The organism is Symbiopectobacterium sp., from assembly GCF_051710365.1.
Taxonomy (GTDB): Bacteria; Pseudomonadota; Gammaproteobacteria; order Enterobacterales; family Enterobacteriaceae; genus Symbiopectobacterium.
The window spans coordinates 1-19,173 of sequence record NZ_JBPETA010000047.1 but is presented as its reverse complement, the minus strand read 5'-3'; the positions used below and the strand labels follow the sequence as shown (position 1 = coordinate 19,173).

11 protein-coding genes and 3 pseudogenes are annotated in these 19,173 nt (G+C 54.9%); 6 read left to right on the top strand and 8 right to left on the bottom strand.

Annotation, left to right across the window (positions count from 1 at the left end; translation table 11 throughout):
• Positions 1 to 96 precede the first annotated feature (96 nt).
• The 3 genes and pseudogenes from ACTBDZ_RS06760 to bioH form a co-directional block, all read right to left on the bottom strand.
• Positions 97 to 1,671 (bottom strand): alkaline phosphatase, encoded by a 1,575-nt coding sequence (locus tag ACTBDZ_RS06760; protein WP_438814746.1) that lies wholly within the window; start codon positions 1,669 to 1,671, stop codon positions 97 to 99.
• Between the two features lie 163 nt (positions 1,672 to 1,834).
• Positions 1,835 to 4,946 (bottom strand): annotated as a pseudogene (gene acrD / locus ACTBDZ_RS06755) (multidrug efflux RND transporter permease AcrD).
• Between the two features lie 177 nt (positions 4,947 to 5,123).
• Positions 5,124 to 5,891 (bottom strand): pimeloyl-ACP methyl ester esterase BioH, encoded by a 768-nt coding sequence (bioH, locus tag ACTBDZ_RS06750; protein ID WP_438814745.1) that lies wholly within the window; start codon positions 5,889 to 5,891, stop codon positions 5,124 to 5,126.
• 46 nt (positions 5,892 to 5,937) lie between these two features.
• Here bioH and gntX point away from each other — a divergent pair, with 46 nt between their 5' ends.
• Both gntX and nfuA read left to right on the top strand, forming a co-directional pair.
• Positions 5,938 to 6,636: a DNA utilization protein GntX gene (gene gntX / locus ACTBDZ_RS06745; protein WP_438814744.1), complete on the top strand. Its 699-nt coding sequence runs from the start codon at positions 5,938 to 5,940 to the stop codon at positions 6,634 to 6,636.
• Positions 6,637 to 6,742: 106 nt separating this feature from the next.
• Positions 6,743 to 7,318, top strand: a complete 576-nt coding sequence (gene nfuA / locus ACTBDZ_RS06740; RefSeq protein ID WP_252320799.1) for a Fe-S biogenesis protein NfuA — start codon at positions 6,743 to 6,745, stop codon at positions 7,316 to 7,318.
• Between the two features lie 52 nt (positions 7,319 to 7,370).
• Here nfuA and malQ read toward each other — a convergent pair whose 3' ends face one another.
• The 4 genes and pseudogenes from malQ to glpG all read right to left on the bottom strand — a co-directional run bounded on the left by malQ (position 7,371) and on the right by glpG (position 13,617).
• Positions 7,371 to 9,476, bottom strand: a complete 2,106-nt coding sequence (malQ, locus tag ACTBDZ_RS06735; RefSeq protein ID WP_438814743.1) for a 4-alpha-glucanotransferase — start codon at positions 9,474 to 9,476, stop codon at positions 7,371 to 7,373.
• A gap of 10 nt (positions 9,477 to 9,486) precedes the next feature.
• Positions 9,487 to 11,893, bottom strand: a pseudogene (gene malP, locus ACTBDZ_RS06730) (maltodextrin phosphorylase).
• A 43-nt stretch (positions 11,894 to 11,936) separates the two neighbouring features.
• Positions 11,937 to 12,695, bottom strand: coding sequence for a DeoR/GlpR family transcriptional regulator (locus ACTBDZ_RS06725; protein ID WP_438814742.1), 759 nt, complete (start codon positions 12,693 to 12,695; stop codon positions 11,937 to 11,939).
• Positions 12,696 to 12,789: 94 nt separating this feature from the next.
• Positions 12,790 to 13,617: a rhomboid family intramembrane serine protease GlpG gene (gene glpG, locus ACTBDZ_RS06720; RefSeq protein ID WP_438814741.1), complete on the bottom strand. Its 828-nt coding sequence runs from the start codon at positions 13,615 to 13,617 to the stop codon at positions 12,790 to 12,792.
• 255 nt (positions 13,618 to 13,872) lie between these two features.
• Between glpG and rbsK the strand changes: the two are divergent.
• The 3 genes and pseudogenes from rbsK (at position 13,873) to ACTBDZ_RS06705 (ending at position 17,562) form a co-directional block, all read left to right on the top strand.
• Positions 13,873 to 15,047, top strand: a pseudogene (gene rbsK / locus ACTBDZ_RS06715) (ribokinase).
• Between the two features lie 83 nt (positions 15,048 to 15,130).
• The gene (locus ACTBDZ_RS06710; RefSeq protein ID WP_438814740.1) at positions 15,131 to 16,054 is read left to right on the top strand and encodes a dihydrodipicolinate synthase family protein; all 924 of its coding nucleotides are present in this window, start codon (positions 15,131 to 15,133) and stop codon (positions 16,052 to 16,054) included.
• Positions 16,055 to 16,263: 209 nt separating this feature from the next.
• Positions 16,264 to 17,562 (top strand): MFS transporter, encoded by a 1,299-nt coding sequence (locus tag ACTBDZ_RS06705; protein ID WP_438814739.1) that lies wholly within the window; start codon positions 16,264 to 16,266, stop codon positions 17,560 to 17,562.
• Between the two features lie 43 nt (positions 17,563 to 17,605).
• Here ACTBDZ_RS06705 and glpE read toward each other — a convergent pair whose 3' ends face one another.
• Positions 17,606 to 17,938, bottom strand: a complete 333-nt coding sequence (gene glpE, locus ACTBDZ_RS06700) for a thiosulfate sulfurtransferase GlpE (RefSeq protein ID WP_438814738.1) — start codon at positions 17,936 to 17,938, stop codon at positions 17,606 to 17,608.
• Between the two features lie 222 nt (positions 17,939 to 18,160).
• Here glpE and ACTBDZ_RS06695 point away from each other — a divergent pair, with 222 nt between their 5' ends.
• On the top strand, positions 18,161 to 19,090 hold the full coding sequence (locus ACTBDZ_RS06695) for a histidine-type phosphatase (protein WP_438814737.1): 930 nt from the start codon (positions 18,161 to 18,163) through the stop codon (positions 19,088 to 19,090).
• Positions 19,091 to 19,173 lie beyond the last annotated feature (83 nt).

Genomic DNA, 19,173 nt, shown 5'->3' with positions numbered 1-19,173 from the left:
CAGTATTGGTGACAGACCACCACAAGTATCCAACCTCAATTCTGTTCACAAGACCATCGTTGATGTTCTCGGCGAGCGATACCGTCGAATTTATTCTTAAAGTAGGTGCGGAATGACGGTTTCATAGGCCTTGTTCGCCACATACTGGTCTTTTTCGTTCTTGATGGCAGGAACGAACTGATTATCCAGTTTCGGACGGAAGGTTTCATAGTAATCCGGGTCATTGTTGAAGAATACCGCTAAACGTTTAGAGACGTTGATGTCATCCGGGTAGCCATCTTTGTTGGCATCTTTGTAGTTCGGGAAGCCCGCATCTTCATACACTCCCACTTTTTCACGCATCTCGGTACCGGGTTTATCATCAACCGTACCGATAATCGACAGGCCGTGCGTATGGTCACCGATGACAATGATCAGCGTATCCGGGTTCTTCTCAGCAAACTTTTTGGCAATGGCCACTGACTGATCCAGCATGATGGTGTTGGTAAAAGCGCGTTCCCAATCCAACGGGTGAGAGGCTTTGTCGATCAGCGCCGATTCCACCATCAGGAAGAAGCCGTCTTTGTTTTTCGACAGCACATCCAGCGCCGCCTGCGTCATGTCGGTCAGATCCGGCTGATTAGGAAATTTCTTGGTCACGTCATTTTTCAGGAAACGGCGATCCAGTACACCGTCCATATTGCCGGTATGGAACAGCCCCAGCAGTTTGGTGGCCTGCTCAGCATTTTTCTTCAATCCGTCTGCGTCAGTGACCAGCGTATAGCCCGCTTGCTGGAATTTCTCAACGTAGTTGGTGTCATCCTTACGTTTAGAGCCAGCGGTGCTCTTCGGCAGGAAGTAGGCAAAACCGCCGCCCAGCATGACTGTCGGCTTCACGTTGTAGAACATCTCAACGATTTCCGCTTTATCGGCGCGACGGCGGGTGTGAGACACTACCGCCGCTGGCGTGGCATCTTCCAGTTCGGCGTCATTGACCACGCCAACCGACATCTTGGAAGAACGGGTGATCAGTTCGCCCAGCGTTTCCTGTTTCGGATGCTCCAGCGAATTCTTGCTGCGGCTCACATAGACACCCAACGCATTCACGCCAGATTTGTGCCCCGTCATGTAGGCGCTCATGGTATTGGCGCTATCTGCCGCGATAGAGTCAGTACTGGAGGTGCCGGCAAACGCCATGTATTGCAGATCGTCAATCGCCAGACGACCATCGGCTTTCCCTTCGGTCACGCCTTTGGAAAGGATGCGCGCGCCGGTGCGGTGCGCCACAGAGAGGCCATCACCGATAAACAGAATGACGTTCTTCGCTTTACGTTTTTCCGCGCTGGGATAGACATCCCAGGTCACTTTCGACGTTTTGCCGTTAGCCTGCGCCTCTACTTCATACTTGCCTGCCTGCGGCAGGAACACATCGCGGATCCACACGGCAGAGACATCCTGCCCGTCTTCACGCTCAACAAAGGTAGCGGATTTACCCAGTACCTGCTGGTAATCCTTGCCGTTGATCAGAATGCGGACATCTGCGGGTTTCAGTACAGCATCAAACTCAACTTTAAAGTCAAACTTACCGCCAGCCAGCATGGTGGCGCGGTCGATAGGGTAAATCGCTTGAGCCTGCGCGAACCCCGGCAGGGTGGAAGCAAACAACAACGGCAGTAGCCAACGAGCGTTCATGGTCATGTCCTTGAGCGATAATATAATCAGGACATAACCTAGTTACCTTTGTTTACAGTTTGATGAATGTTAACAGGGATAGAGAGGTTTATTCGTCACGAGGCAGGCAGGAAAAAAATCCCCGTGACTCCCACGGGGATAAGGAAAGAGAGACCAATAAGCACTACTCCGTTTTCTCTCTCAATGGGAAGCGGCGTCGTACTACGACGAAAAACAGGGGAACAAAGAATATCGCCAGCACGGTGGCAGCCACCATGCCGCCAATCACGCCGGTGCCCACCGCGTGCTGGCTGGCGGTGCCCGCACCGGTGCTGGTTGCCATCGGCAACACACCAAAAACAAAGGCCAGTGACGTCATCAGGATGGGACGCAAGCGTTGGCGGGAAGCTTCCAGCGTGGCTTTGACGATATCCACGCCTTTGTGGTTCATATCGTTAGCAAACTCTAACAATCAATATGGCGTTTTTGGCTGAAAGCCCGATCACTGTCAGCAGGCCAACCTGAAAATAAACATCGTTTTCCAGCCCGCGTGCCCAGGTTGCGATCAATGCGCCCAGCACGCCCAACGGCACCACCAGCATCACGGAGAACGGCACGGACCAGCTTTCATACAGCGCCGCCAGACACAAAAATACCACCAGCAGAGAGATGGCATAGAGCGCCGGAGCCTGTGCTCCGGTCATGCGCTCTTGCAGCGACATGCCGGTCCACTCCAGCCCAAACCCTTCTGGCAATTTAGCCACCAGTTGTTCCATCACATCCATGGCTGTACCGGTGCTGACGCCCGGCGCTGATTCGCCAAGGATCTCCAACGCGGAGAAACCGTTATAGCGTTCCAGTCGCGGCGAGCCGGTCATCCACGAGGTTTGCGCAAAGGCGGAGAATGGCACCATGCCCCCGCTGTCATTACTCACATACCATTTGTTGAGATCGTCTGGCAGCATGCGATAAGGCGCGGCTGCCTGCACATACACCTTTTTCACCCGTCCACGATCGATAAAATCGTTCACGTAAGTGGAGCCCCAGCCAATCTTCAGCGTACTGTTGGTGTTGCTGATGGAAACCCCCAACGATTCCGCCTTGCGCTGATCGATGGTGATTTGCATTTGCGGGCTGTCATCCAGACCGTTGTGGCGAACCCGGGTCAAACGCGCATCCCCAGCCGCCTGCGCCAGCAGCGTGTCACGCGCCGCCATCAAAGCGTCGTGCCCCAGCCCTGCGCGATCCTGCAATTCCATATCAAACCCGGATGCGTTACCCAAACCGGAAATCGCCGGTGGCGTGCTGGCGAAAACCCGCGCCTCATTGATACGGCGAAAGGCACGCGTTGCCCGTTCAACGATGGCACCTGCGCTGTTTTGCACGCCGGGACGTTCATCCCAATCTTTCAGACGCACAAACAGCTGTGCCACGTTCTGGCCGTTACCGCCGGGGCCGTTACCAACGGTGGTAAATACCGACACCACGTTCTCTTTTTCTTGCGTCATGTAATAGGCTTCCACCTTCTCGACCACTTTCAGCGTTTGCTGCTATGTCGAGCCGGGCGGTAGCTGGATCTGCGTCATAAAGACGCCGCGATCTTCCTGCGGCAAAAACGAGGTCGGCAAGGTGCGAAACAGGAACGCCATCACGCCAATAATCGCGAGGTAGAGCACAAACCAGCGGCCACCTTTGACCACTATCTTGCCAACACCGTGCTCGTAACGTTCAGAGAGCTGATTAAACTGACGGTTAAACCAACCGAAGAAGCCGCGTTTGCCATGGTGTTCGCCTTTCGCCAACGGTTTCAACAGCGTGGCGCACAGTGCGGGGGTTAAAATCAACGCCACCAACACCGACAGTACCATCGCGGAGACGATGGTGATGGAGAACTGGCGGTAAATAGCGCCGGTCGTGCCGCCAAAAAACGCCATTGGAACAAACACCGCAGAAAGCACCAGCGCAATACCCACCAATGCACTTTGCACCTGTTGCATCGATTTGCGCGTCGCAGCTCTGGGGCTCAGCCCTTCCTCGCTCATTACGCGCTCAACGTTTTCCACCACCACGATGGCATCATCCACCAACATCCCGATGGCAAGCACCATCGCGAACATGGTCAACGTATTGAGGCTAAAGCCAAAGGCATAGAGCACGGCAAACGTCCCCAGCAGCACCACGGGGACCGCGATAGTGGGGATGAGCGTAGCGCGGAAATTTTGCAAGAACAGGTACATCACCAAAAACACCAGCAGTACCGCTTCCAACAGCGTTTTGACCACATCCTCAATCGAGGCTTTTACAAAGGGGGAAGTTTCGAACGCGATTTTCGCTTCCAGCCCGTGCGGGAAAAACGGGGCCAGCTCAGCCAAGCGCGCGCGCACCAGCTTATCGGTTTCGATTTCATTGGCCCCGGACGCCAGTTTGATACCAAGCCCGGAGGCAGGCTGACCGTTGAAGCGGCTCAGCGAGTCGTAGTTTTCTGCCCCCAGTTCAATCTTCGCCACGTCGCCCAGCGTCACCGCAGAGCCATCCTGATTAACACGCAGGGTAATGGCGCGGAATTGCTCGGGCGTTTGCAACAGCGAGCGCGCGTTTACGGTGGCATTTAGTGACTGATAGTCTACAGATGGCGTACCGCCGACCTGACCGACCGACACCTGACTGTTTTGCGATTGAATGGCGCTCACCACATCGCTGGCCGTCAGGGAAAAGGATTTGAGTTTGGACGGATCGAGCCAGATGCGCATGGCATACTGCGAACCGAAAATATCGACGCTGCCCACCCCGTTGATGCGGCTGAGCGGTTCCTGTACGTTACTGGCAACGTAGTCGGAGATATCCTGTTTCTCCATGCTGCCGTCTGTCGAGACGAACGCGATCATCAGGATATTGGTGTCTCCCGTCTTATTGACGGTAACCCCTTGTTGTTACACATCCTGCGGCAATTTTCGCATCGCCGATTGCAACTGGTTCTGCACCTGCTGGCGGACGTTATCCGGATCGGTGCCCGCATCAAAGCTTAAGGTAATGCGTGTCTGACCGGAGCTGCTTTGCGATGACATGTACATCAGATGATCGAGCCCGGTCATGCTCTGCTCGATAATCTGCGTCACGGTGTTTTCCATAGTCTGCGCAGAAGCGCCCGGATAGGAAGCGGTGATACGCACATTGGGCAGTGCCAAATCGGGGTATTGCTCAACCACCAACGAGGCAATCGCCATCATGCCCCCCAGACTCAGCAGGATAGCCAGTACCCAGGCAAAAATCGGGCGATCAATAAAAAAATTCGCCATCGAAACAACGCTCCTTCAGACTATTTTATACGTGGCGCATATTGTTGATTATTTATAGGTATCTTAAATAACGCACTACTTTACCCTGTCACCACACGCAACATCGTGGAGAAAATGAGGAGAATATGTAAATTAACGTTGGTGACACATTTTTTTGTGCCTTTACTCAACAAAGCGTTAGACGCCAGCAAACGCGCAAACCGTTTCGGTGAAGGCATCCGGGTGGGAAATAAACGGTGCATGCGCCGCCTGCGCCATCACCACGGAATCACTATCAGGCCAGCGTTCATCAAGCAGGCTCGCCACTTTACGCGGTACCAGCCCATCCAGCGCCCCGTAAATACGCAGCATCGGCAACGTCAACGACTCCATCGCCTCGCGCAAGTCGGTCTGGCGCAAAATGTCCAAGCCCCCCTCAAGTACCTCAATGCTCGGCATCGGTTGTTCCAGCACCACACTTTTTAGCAGGCGTGCATCCTGACGCGCGCTGCCTGTGCCCAGGGTTTGCAATGCCAAAAAACGCTCCACGGTGCGCTGAAAATCTTCGCTAAGCTGCTGCTGAAAACCCCGCAACACCGTAGGTTTAATGCCGGGCCACTCCTCGTGTGCGCTGAAACAGGGGGAGGAAGCGACCGTGACCAAAGCACTGACACGCACAGGCGCACTGAGTGCCGCCTGACTGGCAACCAGTCCGCCCAGCGACCATCCCAACCAGACAGCCTGCTCGGGTGCTTGTGCCAGCACGATATCAGCCATGTCAGCAAGCGGTAACGCTCCATATCCTACACTACGGCCATAACCGGGGAGATCCACACAGTGCAGCCGAAAATGCGGAGCCAATCGCGCCGCAATACCCTGCCATACCTGCGCGTTCAGCCCCCATCCGTGCAGCAACACAAGATCGCGTTTCCCTTCCCCTTCGGTGTGCCAGTAGAGCGTTGTCATCAATTATCTTCCTGCTAGTCGTTTGATATTTTGTTGCGAGGCTACTATGTTAACCATCGGTGCTAACTGCTGGCTATGCCAACAACCGCTTTATCATTACCACCACGGTATTTGCTGCTATTGTCAGCGCCATCTTCCCGCTCCGCCAGTATGCTGCCCGCGCTGCGGGTTACCCTCCGGCACTGCCACGTTGCCGTGCGGTCGCTGCCTGTATCGCCCGCCACGCTGGCACAGCCTGACGTTTGTCTCCGATTATCGCCCACCGTTCACCACGCTATTGAAACAGTTCAAATTCCACGGACGCATCGAACTCGGGCAGGTGCTCGCGCGACAAATGTTACTGCGCTGGCTTAACGTATATCGCCTTGATCCTGAACGCGTTGAGAAACCCGATGTACTGCTCACCGTGCCACTGCACCGCCGTCAGCGCTGGCGGCGCGGCTTCAATCAAACCGAGTTACTGGCCCAGCCTTTGGCCCGTTGGCTGCGCTGTCGCTATCATCCGCATACGCTCAGTCGTGTGCGTCATACGCCTTTGCAACAGCACCTGTGCGCCTCTGAGCGGCGCTACAACCTGCGTCATGCGTTTGCCTGCGACCAAGATCTCTCCGGACTGCGGGTGGCACTGGTGGATGACGTGGTGACTACTGGCAATACGGTGACTGAGATCTGCCGCGTGTTACAGGCGCAGGGCGCCGCGTATATTCAGGTGTGGTGCCTGTGCCGCACGCTGCTCGATGCGTGAACGCCTTTGTTGCCATAAATGGCATTTACCGTGAATGAATTGGAGTTAACGCTACGATGGGCGTATTATGACCGATAAGCGTAGTCAACAATTGAGTTAACCCACTATGATCCGTATTACCGACTCTGCACAAGACCACTTCGTCAAACTGCTGGTAAAACAAGAAGAAGGCACACAAATTCGCGTCTTCGTTATCAATCCGGGCACGCCCAACGCTGAGTGTGGCGTTTCCTATTGTCCGCCGGATGCGGTGGAAGCCTCCGACACTGAACTGAAGTTCGAAAAGCTTTCCGCCTACGTGGATGAACTGAGCGCACCTTACCTGGAAGATGCTGAAATCGACTTCGTTACCGATCAGTTGGGCTCTCAACTGACGCTGAAAGCGCCTAACGCAAAAATGCGCAAAGTGGGTGACGATGCGCCGTTGATGGAACGCGTAGAGTATGTACTGCAATCCCAGATCAACCCCCAGTTAGCCGGGCACGGTGGTCGTGTAACGCTGATGGAAATCACCGATGATGGCTTGGCTATCCTGCAATTCGGCGGCGGTTGCAACGGCTGTTCAATGGTCGATTACACGCTGAAAGAAGGGATCGAGAAAGAGCTGTTAGAGAAATTCCCTGAGCTGAAAGGCGTGCGCGATTTGACAGAGCACCAGCGCGGCGAACATTCATACTATTGATCCACTGATCGCCATACTCCCCACGTCCCTGTGGGGAGTACGCCTCACCCCATCAACGCTCACTGGCTCCACTCGCCGTTTCAGGCGGCAACGCCAAACCACGTCGTAGATCGAGATCGCGAATCAAACGTTCCAAGTGACGATCGCTGAATATTGACGTCACCGTTCTGCTCAGCTTGCGCCGCCAGTTAGGGTATTCGCGCGTGGTGCCGGGAATATTGACCGGTGTCGCCATGTCCAGCCAATCTTCGAGTTGCAACCCCAGCAAGGCACTGCGACTGTCCGCCAGATAACGCTGTACACCACGGCTCAGTTGTGTGCCCATCGCGGTTAACGCCGCATTGCGCCCTACGCGCTGCGGTAATAGCTGATACTGATGCAGCGCATCGAGCAAGCCCTGCTTTGCGTTGTCACGCTGTTCAATCTGCTGCTGCAACGTGCGTTCATAGGGATAAAGGCCAAGTTCTTTGCCCAATGACAGATCGACGTTTTGCCAAAAGCCGCGCAACGTGGGCAGATCGTGTGTGGTAATCGTCGCCATCGACTGGCGCGGATAGTCGAGTGGAGCCCGAAAGTGATTGTGCTCATCCTGTTCAAAAAACAGCACCTTGTAAGAGTAAACGCCGCTGTCGCGCAGTTTATCCACAATCTCGGCCGGTACCGTCCCCAGATCTTCACCCACGACCAGACAGCGCTGGCGTTGGCTCTCCAGCGCCAGCACAGCCAGTAAATCATCCAGCGGATAATGTACATAGGCACCGCGCGTAGCGGGCTCGGCTTTGGGTATCCACCACAGGCGCAGCAGCCCCATCACGTGGTCGATACGCAATGCACCACAGTGCGCCATGTTGCTGCGCAGCACATCAACAAACGGCTGATATCCCTGCGCCTGCATCACGTGCGGGTTCATCGGTGGCAGCGACCAGTTTTGCCCCTGCGGCCCCAACGGGTCGGGCGGCGCACCGATGGCGGCCTCCAGGCAATAGAGCCGACGCTCATCCCAGGTTTCCGCTCCGCCCTGCGCCACGCCCACGGCCATGTCCCGGTATAGGCCAATAGGCATCCCGAGCTGTTTACTGTGCGCGAAACACTCTGCCAGCTGCTCGCTAGCCACCCATTGCAGCCAGCAGTAAAACGCAATCTCGTGCTCATTTTCCTGACAAAAAGCTTTCACCGTGTCGCCATGCACATCGTGATAACGCGTTGGCCACTGCTGCCAATCGCCATAATTCTCGCCCTGACGTTTGAGCCAGGTTTGCAACGCATCAAAGGTGGCTTGTCGTTGCAGGCTTTGTCCACCGCTGACCACAAATTGACGAAATGCACTGACGCGCGGATCGAGCACGCTGCGCGTCTTGAAGAAGTCGTATGCCAGCCGCAGTGCGGCCAGTTTTTGCCCCATCACACCGCTGTAGTCAACCCAGCGTCCGGCACGCAGTGCCGCTAGTTGACGCTGGGTGTCATCCTGTCGCCACCAGGCTTGCGCCTCTTTGCTCTGTTGAAAATCATCAATACGGTTGACGTTGATATAAATGATGTTCAACCAGTGACGGGAAGAGGGGCTGTAAGGACTGGCAGCCTCGGGGTCGGCAGGATAAAGCGCATGCAGTGGATTCACGCCGATAAAGGCACCGCCGCGCCGCGCCACTTGCTCCACCAGTTGGCGCAGATCGCCGAAATCGCCAATCCCCCAATTATCCTGCGAGCGCAGCGTATAAAGCTGCACGTTAACGCCCCACCAGCGTTTCCCCTGGGTCAAGGGCTCCGGCTCATAGCCACGCTGCGGCGCAACAATCACGCGGCAGGTCCAGCGCTGTTCACCGCGCATCAATATCAGTTCGTGATACCCCAGTGGTAAAGCATCCGGCAGCAGCAGTTCACTGCCGCCCGTGATGTTGCCCTGAACCTGCCCCCCGTTTTCATACATCAGCGTCCAACCAAACTCGCCGTCGCCTGAGAGGGGAATCAGCGCCGCCTTGCCCTGACGAAAAACCCGGACCGAAGGCAACGGTGCATTTTCGCAGCCGCTCGTCGCCATCATGGTCAGCAGTTGTTTTTTCACTGCAACATCGACAAGGTGCGTTTTACCGTATGCATCAGTATAGGTATCGGCAACGCCGACAGGAGCGAACTTCGGGTTATCTACCTTGAATGACATCTTCCTTTCCTCAACAGCGCGCGTGCCAGATGCGCGTCTGATAATCATGAATCGCCCGATCGGCACTGAAAAAACCCATTCGCGCGGTATTCAGCACACACCGTCGCGTCCATTCCTCCGTTTCACGATACAGCGCATCCACACGCTGCTGCGCCTGGCAATAAGGCGCAAAATCGGCCAACAACAGATAGGGGTCGCCCTTATCCAGCAGGCTTTCAAGCAACGGCGCAAACGCCGTTTTGTCGCCGTGGCTAAACGCGCCGCTGCCCAGTTCATCCAGCAATAGGGTCAACTGCGGCACCTGCTTGCGCACCACACGCGGATCGTAGCCCTGTGACAGCACGCTTTTAACCTCATCCACCGTATGCCCGAAAATAAACAGGTTTTCTTCCCCAACCTCCTGCGCCATTTCCACATTGGCACCGTCCAGCGTCCCCACTGTCAGCGCACCGTTTAATGCCAGCTTCATGTTCCCGGTGCCAGAGGCCTCTTTCCCTGCGGTGGAGATTTGCTCCGACACATCGGCAGCGGGAATGATTCGCTCCGCCAGCGACACACGATAATCTGGAATAAACAGTATACGCAAACGATCTCTGACATGCTTATCCCGATTAATCTTCTCCGCTACGCTATTAATAGCGTAGATAATGTTTTTTGTCAGCACATATCCAGGTGCAGCCTTAGCCCCGAATAAAAAGACGCGCGGAACTATATCCAGATGCGGGTTATCACGCAATTGGAGGTAAAGTGAAAGAATATGGAGCAAATTCAGGTGCTGGCGTTTTTACTCATGCAAGCGTTTGATCTGCACGTCAAACAGGGCGTGAGGGTCCAGTTTCATCCCCAGATTCTTGCTTACCCAGTTTGTCAGATTTTCTTTGTTTTGCTGCTTGATGGTGTGATAACGCGCCCGAAACGCACTGTCATCGGCGTAAGGTTCGAGCGCACGCAAGATGGGTAAATCCGTGGCCCAGGCCGTTCCAACCGTTTCATCCAGCAGTGCCGACAGCGCCGGATTACACTGCTTAAGCCAGCGGCGTGGCGTAATGCCGTTCGTCACGTTATGAAATTTTTGCGGCCAAAGTTGGTGGTATTCTGGAAACAGATCGCTCACGACCAGACGCGAATGCAGTGCGGCCACCCCGTTAACGGCAAAGCAAACCACCACGCACAGATTTGCCATACGCACCTGGTGCTGATAGCGAATGGCGACACGCGGCCAGATATGCTTTGCCTGTGCTCCCCACTGCTGTTCCACCTGCGCTTTGAAATGCGCATCAATGGTGTTGATAAGATCAAAATGGCGGGGCAGCAGGCGACGGAACAAGCCATCATGCCAACGCTCAAGCGCTTCTGGCATCAAAGTATGGTTGGTATAGGCAAACATACGGTGAGTGATACCCCACGCCGCGTCCCAACCCAGATGATGTTCATCCAGCAACACGCGCAACAATTCCGGAATAGCCAGCGTCGGGTGCGTGTCGTTGAGTTGAATCACCTCCCACTCTGGCAGCGCTGACAACGTCCGCCCAGCCTGAAGGTGTCTGCGCACAATGTCCGCGACGGCGCAGGCACACTGAAAATATTGCTGCATCAGGCGCAGACGCCGACCGGCGGCATGGTTGTCATTCGGATAAAGCACTTTCGTCAGGCTCGCCGCTGACACACCGGCGCGCTCTGCATCCAGATAGCGCCCGGCGTTGAATGCCGTGAGATCAAAAGGGGTTTCCGCGGCAGAGTGCCAGAGCCGCAACACCTGCACCACGCCATTTTGATAGCCCAGCACCGGCACATCGCGCGCCTCACCGCAAAAATAAAAGGCGGGTTGCCATGTTTCGGCCTCTCCATCGCGCCGTTCGATAGCGCCACCGAAACCGACCTTCACGCCCAGTTCAGGCTGCGGTCGCCCCCAAGGGTACGCATCGCGCTGCCAGTCATCAGGATACTCATGCTGCTGGCAGGCCTCGAAACGTTGGCGGAACAGGCCGTATTGATAGTCCAGCCCGTAGCCCATCGCCGGTTGCCCCACCGTCGCCATCGCATCCAGAAAACAGGAAGCCAGACGCCCTAACCCCCCGTTACCCAATGCCGGGTCAGTCTCGCCTTCCAGGACATCGCTGAGGTTAAGCCCCTGCTCTGCCAGCACCGCTGCCACAGCGGAGTGCCATCCCAGGTTAATCAGGTTATTGCCGGTGAGGCGACCCGGTAAACTCCATGGAGAGGTAGTTAACATGACGGCCTGGCAGCGAATCGGGAGGGGTTATCGGGTGAGCGGCAAGCTGCTCCGCCAGCGCGGTACTGACGGCATGCCACTGCTGCTGGGCGCTGAGGCAGGTCAGCGCCGCCACGCCATAGTGTTGTCGTTGGCGGTGCAATGCAGCAACAAACAGAGTGTGGTTGAATGACAGCTTTCCCATCGTGCCTCTCCCCTGTTATCAATCAGAAAAAGGCACGTCTGGCTCAGCACAACTCCAACTGCACCTTATGTTGTTCAATGATTTTCATTACGCTGGGTGGTGGTAGTTGATCGGTAAAAAGATAGTCGATCAGGTCCATGTTGCCCAGATTCACCATCGCATTGCGACCGAATTTGGAGTGGTCGGTGACCAGCATGACGCAGCGGGAATTCTCGATAATTGCCCGTTTGGTGCGCACTTCATGGTAGTCAAACTCCAGCAAGGAGCCATCCATGTCAATGCCGCTGATGCCGAGGATGCCAAAATCCAGACGAAACTGAGAAATGAAATCCAGCGTCGCTTCACCCATAATGCCGCCGTCCCGGGTGCGCACTTCACCGCCTGCCAGAATCAGCCTGCAATCCTCTTTTTCCATCAACAACGTCGCCACGTTCAGGTTGTTGGTGACGACCCGCAGATCCTTATGCTGCAACAGCGCATAGGCAACCGCTTCTGGCGTTGTCCCGATATCTATAAACAGCGTAGCACCATCCGGGATTTGGCTGGCGACTTTACGTGCAATACGTGCTTTTTCATCTGACCACATCATCTTGCGATCGTGGTAAGCCGTATTCACCGAGCTGGAAGGCAGCGCCGCACCACCGTGGTGGCGATGGATCTTGTTCTGCTCCGCCAGATCGTTAAGATCCCGGCGAATCGTTTGCGGGCTGACCGCAAAATGCTCTACCAACTCTTCGGTACTGACATATCCCTGCCGACGCACCAGTTCAATGATGGCGTCGTGCCGCTGTGTTTGCCTCACGTTGTTCCCCTAAAACAGGTTTCCACTCAACCCTCAGGTTGAGACTTCTCTGTGCTGCTGGCAACGCTTACCCCGTAATGCTACCGGGTTGCGATCATGCTTTTTTCTGCTGCGTATCCCAAAAAGCCAGCACCAACCCAATAACCAGACCCACGACGTGCGCGGCATTAGCAATGCGTAGACCTAAAATATCGAAATATCCGGCGATCAACCACAACAATGCGAAGGCCATCAATCCGCGCTGCATGAACAGCGGGCCCGACGGCACGCGTTCACCGTATAGCCAGACGTAGCCCATCAAGGCGTACACCACGCCGGACAGGCCACCGAAATAGATGCCACTGAAGAATGATTGTATCCAGCCGCTGGCAACCGCAGAGAGCAGCGCCAAGGTCAGTAGCTTACGCGTCCCCAAAATTTTCTCTACCGGTCCGCCGAGATACCACCACCACATCAGGTTAAACAAAATATGCAGCAAGGAGAAATGCAGGAAAGCGTGGCTGAACCAGCGCCATAGCTGGCCTTTTTGCCCCACATCCGGGTAAGAGAGCCACATCATGGCACGATCGTTACCGAATATCGTCATCCACAGATAAACGACAATGCAGGTAATCATCACACCCAGCGTCAATGGTCCGGCGCGCTGCTGTAACGTCTGCAAATAAGAGAAACGTGCATAGCGCAGGGGCGAAGAGGTTGATCCCGCCTGCCAACTGGCCGCTTGATAACGCGGATGCATCGGGTCCTGAATGAACACCTCAAGCGCCTTCTGTACTTCGGCCAACCGCGCCTCATCGTCCAGCCAGAGTTCCGCTTCTTGCCCAGAGAAGCGTAACTCCAGTTGAATATTCTGCATTTGCATATAGTCGACAAACGCCTGTGCCAAGCGTGGCTGAGATAAGGCTGTTAGGCGAATTGCCATCGTGGTTTATCCGTTAGCAAATTGATTTGTCATAAAAATATCACATCGTTTTATTAAGAGGGTTGAAATATTGTTCTGATAAACCGTCGGTTTACCCTGACGCCCGCACCACGAACACCGCTGGCGCTGGCAATTCGTTATACATCACCCACATACACGCTTCCGTTTGCTTCCGTTTTGCCCATTATCCTATGACAATAGTCACTTTTTAACCATAGCCGCTCCTTTAGGCTCATATCCAGCAGCTAGGTGACCATGTTCCTGGAAGAAAGACGTAATCAAATTCTGGCTTATTTAACCAAACACGAACGTGCCAGTGTTGATTATCTGGCCACCGCATTTGCCGTGAGCAAAGAGACGATCCGCAGCGACCTGAACGAGTTGGCGCGCTTGAATCTGGTTCAGCGCTGCTACGGCGGTGCAATTATTGTGCGGCGCAGTTTGCAATCTGAGCTGATTGCCCCCGCAGTGAAAATTTTGAAGTACTGCTCAAGCGACTGGAAAAGCAGACCCGGCATCAAACCAGCAAACAGAAAGGAAACAAGATGAGCGGCAAGGTGTGTATTTTAGGATCGTTCAACGTCGATATCGTCGCCAAGGTGGCGCGTTTTCCCAAAGGCGGCGAATCGATCATGGCGCAGGGCAGCGCCCTCGGCCCCGGCGGTAAAGGAGCCAATCAGGCGATGGCCGCCAGTCGGGCAGGTTCACAGGTCTATTTTGTCACCAAGGTAGGCACCGATCAGTTCAGCCAGTTTGCCTACGACCATCTGTCGTCATCGGATATTCACGCGTTCAAGCTGTATCAATCCGATACAGAGCCCACCGGAAACGCCATCATTTATGTCTCACAGCAAAACGGCGAGAACATGATCGCCATTTATCCCGGTGCCAACCAGACCATCACCGATGATGAAGTGGCGGCCATCGCACCGGAATTAACCACGTCAGACGTGCTGTTGGTGCAGTTGGAGAATAACTTTTCCGCCACCCAGAACGTCATCAAGCTAGCGCATGCGCTGGGAAAAAAAGTGATCCTCAATCCGGCGCCCTACTCCAGCGAGATACTGCCCTATCTGGATTATCTGGACGTGATCACGCCCAACGAAACGGAAGCGTCACTGCTATCGGGTATCGACATTCAGGATTTTGACAGCACCAAAGAAGCCGCGCTGAAAATCGCACGTATGGGTGCCAAGCGCGTCATCATTACCATGGGATCGCGCGGTGCGCTGCTGTATGACGGCCACCAGTTCCAACACATTCCGGCCTTTCCGGCGCTCGGTGTGGATACCACCGGCGCAGGGGATGCCTTTAGCGGTGTCTTTGCCGCCGCACTGGCCAACGGACAAAGCATGGTGCAGGCTGCGACCTACGCCTCCGCCTTTGCTTCCTTGGCGGTCGAGCGGGAAGGTGCCTCAAACATGCCATAACATCAACAGGTTATCGCACGTTTATCACAACGTTAATGCCTGAGGGCCCGCGCCCGCACAGTCTGTATTCGGAGAAACAAAAAATGAAAAAAATCGATGGTATCGTCCCTGCCATGCTTACACCGTTCACCGAACAGAACGACGTAGACTATCCCGGCCTGGCCAACCTGATTGACTGGTACCTGGAAAACAAGGTCGATGCGCTGTTTGCCGTATGCCAGTCCAGTGAAATGCAATTCCTGACGCTGGAAGAACGCGTGGCGGTGGCCCGTTTCGTTGTCGACCATGTGAAAGGCCGCGTGCCAGTGATCGCCTCCGGCCACATCAGTGACGACCTCGGTGCACAAATCGAAGAGCTGTCTGCCATGGCGCAAACCGGCATCGATGCGCTGGTGCTGGTGACTAACCACCTCGATCCGCAGAAAACCGGCAGTGACACCTTCTTCAGTACGCTGAACAGTCTTCTGGATGCGCTGCCGGCATCGCTGCCGCTGGGTCTGTATGAGTGCCCGGCGCCATATCGTCGCCTGCTGAGTGACGAAGAGCTGACTTACTGTGCTAACACCGGCCGTTTCGTGGTGCTGAAAGACGTAAGCTGCGATCTGGACACCGTAACCCGTCGCGTCAAACTGGTGCAGGACACCCCGCTTAATATTATCGACGCCAATGCCGCCATTGCCTTCCCGGCAATGAAAGCGGGCTCGCGCGGTTTCAGCGGCGTGTTCACCAACTTCCATCCGGAACTGTACGTGTGGCTGTATCACCACCATCAGGAAAACCCCGCGCTGGCAGATGAACTGGCCGATTTCCTGTCGTTGGCTGCCGTTACTGAAACGCTGGGCTATCCGAAAAACGCCAAAATTTACCATCAACGCCGCGGCACCTTTGACAGCATTCACTGCCGGGTAAACAAGGATGACGTTCTGGAGAAATTCTGGGGATTGACCGTGATCCTCGACCAGATTCGCCACGGCACCGCGCATTATCAGAAAAAAATTGCGCAATAAAAAATAACAACAACGAGCGGGAACACTTCGTGATTCCCGCGACGAAAAATAAAAAAACCAGGGGATTTTCAGCATGATCGTGTGTGACCAACGTGATTGGGCGCAAGAACAGCACGCCCTGCATCCTACAACAACGTCCTTACAGCCAGACTCACGGCGAATCGTTTATTCGCAGATTCCTCTCAGCCTGCTCACGGAAAATAAATAAAATGAAAGAGACAATATCGTTATCTCAACCTGCTGCTGTTGCACCACCAATGCAAAAAATATCCCGTTTGCGTTGGAGTATTATTCTGGTGTTGCTGATCGCCGCCGTGGTGAACTACCTCGACCGCGCCAACCTCAGCATCGCCAACACCACGATTTCGAAAGAGTTCGACTTTAGCGCCACCCAGATGGGCCTGCTGCTTTCGGCCTTTTTGTGGCCCTATGCGCTAGCCAACCTGCCTGCGGGCTGGCTGGTTGATAAATTCGGGCCAAAAAAAATGTTTTCCTGGGCGCTCGGCCTGTGGTCAGGGTTCACCATTCTCGCGGGTTTTGTTAACGGCTATTCAATGTTCTATGGCCTGCGCATGATGCTGGGCATCTCTGAATCACCGTTTTTTACCTCCGGCATCAAGATCACCCATCGCTGGTTCCCCAGCAATGAACGTGGACTTCCCACCGCCATCATCAACACTGGCTCACAGATCGCCAACGCCGTTGCACCGCCGATCCTGACCATCCTGTTGTTGACGCTGGGTTGGCGCGGCATGTTTATCGCCATCGGTTTGGCTGGTATCCCGATTCTGCTGGTGTGGCTGAAGCTGTACCGTAACCCGACGCCCGCAGAAGAAGTGCAGATCCACGGCGAAGCGGAAGCCGCTGAGACGCAACAAGCGAATCAACCCAAAGCAAGCTGGGGTTCTCTGTTCAAACACAAAACCACCTGGTTCATGATTCTGGGGAACTTCTCCATCATGTTCACCATTTGGGTGTACCTGACCTGGTTGCCAAGTTATCTGGAGAGATCGCTCGGCTTTAGCCTGATGAAAACCGGCTGGGTGGCCTCCATCCCGTTCTTTGCCGGGATCATGGGCGTGTTGGTGGGTGGCGTGATTTCCGACCGATTGATTCGTCGCGGCACTAACACCATTACCGCACGTAAAATCCCGATCGTGTGCGGTGCAGCACTGGCCGCCTGCTTCGTGGCACCGATCCCCTTCGTGCACGACACCACGTTGTGTATCGCGCTGCTGTCACTGGGCTACTTCTGTTCTCAGATGCCGTCTGGGGTTATCTGGACGTTGGCGACGGATATCGCCCCGAAATCGCAGGTGGCTTCACTGGGTGCCATCCAGAACTTCGGCGGATTCCTCGGCGCTGCCAGTGCGCCGATCGTCACCGGCATTATTCTTGATACAGCGGGCACCTTCACCAACGTCTTCCTGTTTGGTGCCTTCCTGTTAATGCTGGGAGCCATCAGCTACGGCTTCTTTGTGAAAAAGCCGATTCAGGCTGCGGAATAACCTTGCCCTATCCCGACGCGTTATGGCGTCGGGATGTTCCACTTCACGCGTTGTCCGACGCTGACGCCACATCCTGTGGAAAATCGCGCTGCCAGGCTTCATAGCCGCCATCCACGCTGTATACCGCCTCAAACCCCAGGCTCAACAGATACTGTGCCGCATTGCGGCTGCTAATGCCGTGATAGCACATCACCATCACCGGCTGATCGAGCTCTGCTTCACGCACAAAATCAGACAGCGTTTCATTCGTCAGGTGCAGCGCCTGCGGCACATGCCCGGTGGCGTAACTTTGCGCATCGCGGATATCCACCATCACGCCGTGTTTCTGCCAGCGCTCATGGGCTTGCTCAATGCTAAGACACTCAAACTGTTCCATACGAATACCACCTCGGGACAAAGAAAAAAGGCATTACGGCACAGCGCACGCCAATATGAGAGAGATGCTACTGTTTCAGTAAGGTAAGTCAATCGTCACATTTCTGTAATAAAACATTTTTCGCCATGCGAAAAAATAGCCATGATGAGAAAGAACGCATTTTCACGCATCCGTTACGCGTGTCATACGCGAATGTGTCATTCACTCACCAGGAGCATCACCATGTCTTTACAACGAAAAGCCCTGTTTTGTCTCCCGCTGTTACTGCCCGCAGCGCTCACTTTCCCAGCCGCCGCGCAGGATGGCTACACGCTCGAACAGGTCGTGGTATTTAGTCGTCACGGCCTGCGCGCCCCGTTAGCCAGCCCGAGCAGCGCACTCGGCAAGGTCACGCCGGATGCCTGGCCACAGTGGGATACCCCCAGTAGTTACCTGACCACGCGCGGTGGCGTGTTGGAAGCCTATTTCGGCCACTATTTTAGCGAATGGCTGGTGGATAACCGCCTGCTGGCCGCCGATACCTGCCCGACGGATAAAGACGTCTCGTTCTATGCCAACAGTCTGCAACGCACCATCTCCACCGCACAATATTTCGCAGTGGGCGCGTTCCCCGGCTGTCTGGTGCCGGTGGTGCACAAAGAAAAATTGGGCACGATGGATGCCACCTTTAACCCGATCATCCGCAACGACAGCGCCACGTTTAAACAACAGGCCATCGATTCCATTAATCAAAAAGCCGGTGAAGGTGGGGTGAAAGGGCTTAATGAGCGACTGAAACCGGTATACCAACAGATGGCTGAAATCATTCGCTACAAAGATTCCGCCAACTGCAAGCAGGATAAACAGTGCGATCTGATGGCACAAGAAACTGATGTGAAGATTGAGGCCGGCAAAGAGCCGGGTGTGGTTGGCCCGCTGAGAACCGGCACCTCGATTGCTGATGTCTTTATCTTGCAATACTACGAAGGCACACCGATTAACAAAATCGGCTGGGGGCGTATCAAAGATGAGAAGCAACTGGCTGATTTGGTGTCGATCAAAGAGTACTACAGCAGCGTAGTGTTTAGCGCCCCGGTGGTTGCCAAAGCCGTCTCGACCAATCTGGTCAAAGGACCCTGTACACGATTCTGTGTAAATGCCTTTTCTCAGTAGTGACCGTCCAGACGATCACCGAACTCGATAATAAAGCGGCTCATAGCCATACGCCAGTCCCTCAGCGGCATCGTCCATTTTTG